At 64.9% G+C, this 6,401-nt stretch carries 4 protein-coding genes; all 4 read left to right on the top strand.

Going from position 1 to position 6,401, the window contains the following annotated elements; genetic code table 11:
- A partial coding sequence (locus tag BO39_RS33845) for a beta-barrel domain-containing protein (RefSeq protein WP_478212688.1) occupies positions 1-309 on the top strand: 309 nt, incomplete at its 5' end.
- A gap of 463 nt (positions 310-772) precedes the next feature.
- Positions 773-3,793 (top strand): glycerophosphodiester phosphodiesterase family protein, encoded by a 3,021-nt coding sequence (locus tag BO39_RS32215; protein ID WP_084698661.1) that lies wholly within the window; start codon positions 773-775, stop codon positions 3,791-3,793.
- A 78-nt stretch (positions 3,794-3,871) separates the two neighbouring features.
- Positions 3,872-4,381, top strand: coding sequence for a sugar transferase (locus BO39_RS35550; RefSeq protein ID WP_084698660.1), 510 nt, complete (start codon positions 3,872-3,874; stop codon positions 4,379-4,381).
- 69 nt (positions 4,382-4,450) lie between these two features.
- A partial coding sequence (asnB, locus tag BO39_RS28730) for an asparagine synthase (glutamine-hydrolyzing) (RefSeq protein ID WP_156963561.1) occupies positions 4,451-6,401 on the top strand: 1,951 nt, incomplete at its 3' end.

Below are 6,401 nucleotides of genomic sequence, written 5' to 3'. Positions count from 1 at the left end.
ATCGACATGGTCCATGGCGGCCTGCAGGCCGAGGTCCGGCTGCCCGCCTTCAAGCAGCGCCTCGTACCCTTCCTGAACGGCGAGGTGACGGTGGTCGCGGGCGACGTGACCGTCGAGGACCGCACCATGCAGGAGTACTATAAGGTGCGGATCTCCATCGACGACGACCAGCTCGCCCGGCTGGACGGCGTGGTGCTCCGCGCGGGCATGCCGGTGGAGGCGCAGATCCAGGTCGGGCAGCGCTCCTTCCTGCGCTATATGATCCAGCCCGTTCTCGACAGCTTCCACCGCGCCTTCCGCGAACAGTAGAGGCCTATTTTCACTGCCATGGTGATGCCTGACCTTGACCGGCAGAACAGGCACGATTGACCGAGTGAGTGGATGGTCTTTGCAATCCGCTCAGGCTGAAGCTGCCTCCGGCGCTGAGCGAGACGGAGCATGCAGTGCTGGGAGCCAGAGTCCTCGTTGAAACCACCCTGCGGTTCCCGTTTGGCAGACACTTCTCGCAAGCTGAACGCTCATAACCCGACTTATCCACGACGGTTCTGCACAAGCCGCAGATGCCCAGTACATTGTAAGCTGCAAACGATTCATGTTCGTAGGAACGAAGATCATCGCTCACGAAGCCTCGATAAGCCTGCAAATGGATCTGGCGTAACGGGACGCACATCCAGGCGTCATCCAGGTGTCGCGGAGCCGGCACCACACTTAGTACCACCAGCGTCCAGCGGTCTGTCGTAGACCGTAATACTTTGAGCGGGAACAAGTCGAAATGGCACAGGTTCAGTTCCGGGCAGCGACGTTCAACGCTTCGCTAAACCGCAACGCCGCGGGAGAATTGGTGAGCGATCTTTCTACGGCGGGTAACCTGCAAGCTCAGACAGTCGCGGAGATCGTGCAGCGCACGGCGCCGGATGTGCTCCTGATCAACGAGTTCGACTACGTGTCCGGCGACACGGCGCTGAACTTGTTTCGGGACAATTATCTCGCGGTCGGACAGAACACTCTCGGCCTTGTCGATGGCGGCGGAACGGCGATCGAGTACGGCTATGCCTTCACCGCACCGAGCAACACCGGCATCTCCTCCGGCTTCGACCTGAACAACAACGGTGCCGCCGTCACAGCGCCGGGGACGGCCGGGTACGGCGACGACGCTTATGGCTTCGGCAACTATCCCGGTCAGTACGGCATGGCGATCTATTCTAAGTATGAGATCCTCTACGATCAGGTCCGCACCTTCCAGAACTTCCTTTGGAAGGACATGCCGGACGCTCGGCTGCCGGACAACACCGCGACTCCCGAAGTAGGCGACTACTACTCGGACGAAGAGCTGGCAGTTATGCCACTCTCCTCAAAGAGCCACTGGGACGTCCCGGTGATGATCGATGGCGATGTGGTCCACCTGATCGTCGCTCATCCGACACCTCCGACATTCGATGGCCCGGAGGACCGTAACGGTCTGCGCAATGCTGACGAGATCCGCCTGATCGCCGATTACGTCACCTCTGGCCGTGGGGATTACATCTACGACGATCAGGGTGTCTCCGGTGGCCTTGAGCCCGGCGCGCGCTTCATCATCATGGGCGACATGAACGCCGACCCGAACGATGGCGACAGCGTAGACACCGCCATCAATCAGCTTCTCGACGCCGACACTATTGACGACAGCGTCGTACCGACGAGCGCCGGCGCCGTCGAGCAGGCGGCCATCCAGGGCGGATCCAACGCGTCGCATACCGGTGATCCGGCACGCGACACCGCTGACTTCGCCGACGCGGCGCCGGGCAACCTGCGCGCCGACTACGTGCTGCCCTCTGTTGTTGGCTTGACGCCCCTCAAGGGCGAGGTGTTCTGGCCGGCGACGACCGATCCGACCTTCCCGCTAGCCGGCACCTACAGCCCAAGCCTGCCGCCAAATGGCTTTCCCGCCTCCGACCACCGACTGGTGGCGGTGGATTTCTCGTTGGACCCGGTCTTCAATACCCTATCGGGCGACGCGCCGAAGGTCATTGGCCATCGCGGTGCGAGCGGCTCGCGCCCCGAGCACACGTTGGAAGCCTATCGCGTCGCCATCGAGCAGGGCGCCAATATCATCGAGCCCGATCTCGTGCTCACGAAGGACGGTCATCTGATCGACCGGCACGAGCCGATGCTCAGCGGTACGACCGACATCGCCGACCATCCAGAGTTCGCCGACCGCTACGTCACGAAGGTACTGGAAGGCGAGACGATCACCGACTGGTGGGCAGAGGACTTCACCCTCGCTGAAATCAGGACGCTCTACGCTCGTGAGCGCATCCCGCAGCTGCGCCCCGACAATGCCGCGTACGATGACCAGTTCCGCATCCCGACGCTGGAGGAGGTTATCGACCTGGTGAAACAGGTCGAAACCGAAACCGGCCGCACCATCTCCATCATCCCAGAGACCAAACACCCCACCTACTTTGAGTATAACGGCTTCTACGCCGATGGCGGCAAGATCGGGGTCGACACCAGCCAGAAGCTCGTCGACGTGCTGGCAGCCCAGGACTTCACCGATCCCTCGCGGGTCTCGATCCAGTCCTTTGAGATTGCCAATCTGATCGAGTTGCAGACCAAGATCATGCCAGCAGCCGGCGTAGACATTCCGCTGGTCCAGCTACTGTACAACAACTACTCGCCGGACATTGCCTTCCACCTCAACCCGGCCAACGTCGCGCTCGGTGCCGATCCGACGCTGTTCGATGGGTTCAACTATCCGCTTACCGCAAGCACGGTAGCGGAGGTCGGTGGCGGCGGGCTGTACTCGGCCGAGGCAATCCAGGCAATGGCTGACCTCTACGCTGAGGCGATCAGCCCCTACAAGGAAGACGTTTACCTTTCGAAGCCGCTTGCGACTCCGGTCGACTACGACGGAGACGGCGTCCCGCTGATCACGGCGCAGCTCACCGGCGAGGAGGTGCCTCTGGTCGCGCGCGCCCATGCTGCCGGCATCGAAGCAGTAGTCTATACGCTGCGCGACGAGGAGTACTTCTCCTTCCTCAACCCCGACGGCACGGTCCAGCGCCCAGTCGAGGAGTACATCAAAACAATCGAGAGCGGCTTTGACGGCTTGTTCACCGACTTCCCCGGTACTGGACGACTGGTGGTGGACCAGCTTCTGGCGGGTGACGGTGCCATCTCAGTTCCTGGCGCCATCTCGACCCTCGGCGGGGATCCGGCCGGCAACGACATCGTGGTGCGCGATCCGGCGGCACTGACCGCTGCCAAGGGCAGCAGCGGCATCGACACGGCGATCTATGCCGGGGCTGGTGCGCTGGACCTGCTTGCGGCGGCGACCGTAGAAAATGCCGAGCTTCGCGGTGAGGTTGGTGCGACAGTCCAGGGCAACCGATTGAACAACCGCATCACCGGTGGTGCCGGCGATGACCAGCTGTCCGGCAGGGCAGGTGATGATCAACTGCAAGGAGGCGCGGGCGAGGACGTTCTTCGCGGTGGCAACGGGGACGACATCCTGTTCGGTGGTGCCGGCGGCGACAGGCTACTCGGTGGTGCGGGTGCCGACGAGCTGACAGGTGGTGAGGGGGCAGACCGGTTCGTGATCCGACCTGGTTCCGGGAACGACACGGTAGTCGATTTCGAGGGTGGAGTGGATCTGCTGGACTTGCAGGCCTTTGGTTTCAGTAACGCCGAGGCGCTGATGGAAAGGGCCGTAGAGTTCCGCTCCAGCGTGTTCATCGCACTCGGCGGGGATGACAACCTGCTGATCCAAAACACCAGTGCGCTGGCGATGGCGGACAGCATCTTCATTTAAGCACCGGTGTGGTGGGGAGTGCGCTTCCCACCACACGGCGGAACGGAACCCTTTCGCCGTTCAGCCAACCCCAGAGGAATGCTCCCCATCGTGTCGCGTAATCTCTGCGGGCCAGCTCCAGCTTCGGATAGAGGGTTATCCTTTCGATTTGGGAGAAGCTGGCAGCGGGCAACAGACCTGATGGTGGCGGCGACGTTGCTGGTGCTCACCCTTCCTCTTCTGATCCTGGCGGCACTTGCTCTCCGATTGGAAGGAGCGGGTCCCTTCTTCTGCAGCAGACCCTACGTCGGGCAAGGTGCTTGCGAGTTTCGCCTCTGGTCTCTTCGGACTTCGCCAGTGAACAGCGGGGAAAATGGTTCGAAGCGGCGCGCGATAGCGGGTTATGCCAGCCGCCTTACCCGCATTGATCAGATCCCGGTGCTGTTTAGCGTAGTGCGCGGGGACATGACGCTGAAGGGACCTTGCCCGATACCACTAGACGCCGAAGGGCTGACCATTCCACAAGGCAGTGAACGTCACTGGGCCCCTGCAGCCACCCCTGGACTCTCGGGGTGGATCCACCGGACTGAGACCGATGGTATTGATTAAGCCGGTGCTGCCACCGGTGACCTCCACTGGTCGGGCCGAGCGATGGTGAAAGACGGAGAGACGGGCTGAATGTGCGGACTGACCGGCTTCTGGTCGCCGGCACACTTCGGCAGCGAGGCCGTGGCCCGCGGGATCGTCGAAGCGATGCGCGACCGCCTCACGCATCGCGGGCCCGACGATCACGGCACCTGGATCGATGCGGAGAGCGGCATTGCCTTCGGCTTCCGCCGCCTCTCCATCATCGACCTCTCTCCCGCCGGCCATCAGCCGATGGCCTCCGCGGACGGGCGCTTCGTCGCTATGATGAACGGCGAGATCTACAACTTCGCCGAACTTCGCGCCGAGATCGACGCGGCGCGCGGCGGGCATCCCTGGCGCGGGCACTCCGACACCGAGGTGCTGGTCGAGGCCATCGACGAATGGGGACTCGAGCGCGCGCTGGGGCGCGCCAACGGCATGTTCGCGATCGCCGTCTGGGACCGGCGGGAGAACTCCCTCCTCCTCGCGCGCGACCGGATCGGCAAGAAGCCCATGTATTACGGCTGGATGGGCGGCCATTTCCTCTTCGGCTCCGAGTTGAAGGCCCTGCGGGCCCATCCCGCCTTCGACGGCCGCCTCTCGACCGAGGCGCTCTCGGGCTTCCTCCAGATCGGCTACGTCGTCGGGCGTCAGACGATCTTCGCGGGCCTCTCCAAGCTGCCCGGTGGCCATATCCTGCGCCTCGACGCCCGGGCGGCGGGGCGCCGGGAATCCCCTGAGCCCAGCCCCTACTGGGATCTCCGGGGCGTGGCGGAGGCCGGGCTGGACGCCCAGGCCGCCGGACGCCTGGCCCGGCAGGAGGAGTTCGAGGCGCTGCTGCGGGACTCGGTCGCGCTCCGCATGGTCGCCGACGTGCCCGTGGGCTCCTTCCTCTCGGGCGGCATCGACTCGAGCCTTGTCACGGCGCTCATGGCCAAGGGCTCGGCCGGCGCGGTCCACAGCTTCGCCATCGGCTTCAACGTGCGCGAGTGGGACGAGGCGCCGCACGCGCGCGCCGTGGCCGAGCATCTCGGGACGCAGCACGAGGAGGCCTATCTCGGCGCCGCCGACATCCAGGACATGATCCGCGACATCGCCGAGGTCTGCGACGAGCCCCTGGCCGACGACTCGATCGTGCCCACGACCCTGCTGTGCCGGCTGGCGCGCCGCCAGGTGACCGTCGCGCTCTCGGGCGATGGCGGCGACGAGCTGCTGGGCGGCTATGCCCGCTACGCCGCGGTGAACGAGTGGCTGGAGCGGCGGCGTGGCCTGCCGCGGCCCGTGCGGGCCCTGGCCGGTCTCGTCTCGGGAGGGCTGGCGCCGGCGGCCGAGCGGCTGGGGCAGATGCGCATGGCGCGCCGGCTGCGGCTGCTCGACTGCCTGATGGGTTCGGGCGACCCGGACGAGGTCCACCGGATGCTCGTCTCGCAGACGCTCGAGGCGGATTCGCTTCTCGCCAGCCCCGCCGGGCTGCCGAACCCGCTGGAGGATCCGCGCTACCTCCTCGGCCGCTCGACCCCGATCGACCGCATGGGCTTCACCGACCTCGCGACCTACCTCACGGACGATATCCTGGCGAAGGTGGACCGGGCGAGCATGTCCACCTCGCTCGAGGTGCGCTGCCCCCTGCTCGACTACCGCGTGATCGAGATGTCCTGGCGCTTCCCGACGGCCGAGAAATACGCAGCCGGGGAGGGCAAGCTTCCGCTTCGGCAATTACTCTACCGGCACGTGCCGCGCGCGTTGGTGGACCGGCCGAAGCGCGGCTTCGGGGCGCCTGTGGAGGTCTGGTTGCGGTCCGAGTTGCGCGACTGGGCGGAGGCGCTGATGAGCCCGGCGGCCCTGGCCCGCCACGGCCTGCTCGACGTGCGCGCCTGCCGCAAGCTCTGGGAGGATTTCCTCTACCGGAACCACTCCTTCAACCGCGTCATCTGGAACCTGCTCATGTTCCAGGCCTGGCACGCATCGCTCGACCACGCGCGGCCGGAGCCCTTCAGCGGGC

The organism is Roseomonas aerilata DSM 19363, assembly GCF_000711725.1.
Lineage (GTDB): Bacteria > Pseudomonadota > Alphaproteobacteria > Acetobacterales > Acetobacteraceae > Roseomonas > Roseomonas aerilata.
Note: the sequence above shows the minus strand (reverse complement) of the source record. Positions and strands in the feature narration are given on the sequence as shown.

Excerpts from the sequence above, each read along its gene's own strand:
- BO39_RS32215 (WP_084698661.1), top strand. The coding sequence starts at position 773 with ATGGCACAGGTTCAGTTCCGGGCAGCGACGTTCAACGCTTCGCTAAAC.
- BO39_RS35550 (WP_084698660.1), top strand. The coding sequence starts at position 3,872 with ATGCTCCCCATCGTGTCGCGTAATCTCTGCGGGCCAGCTCCAGCTTCG.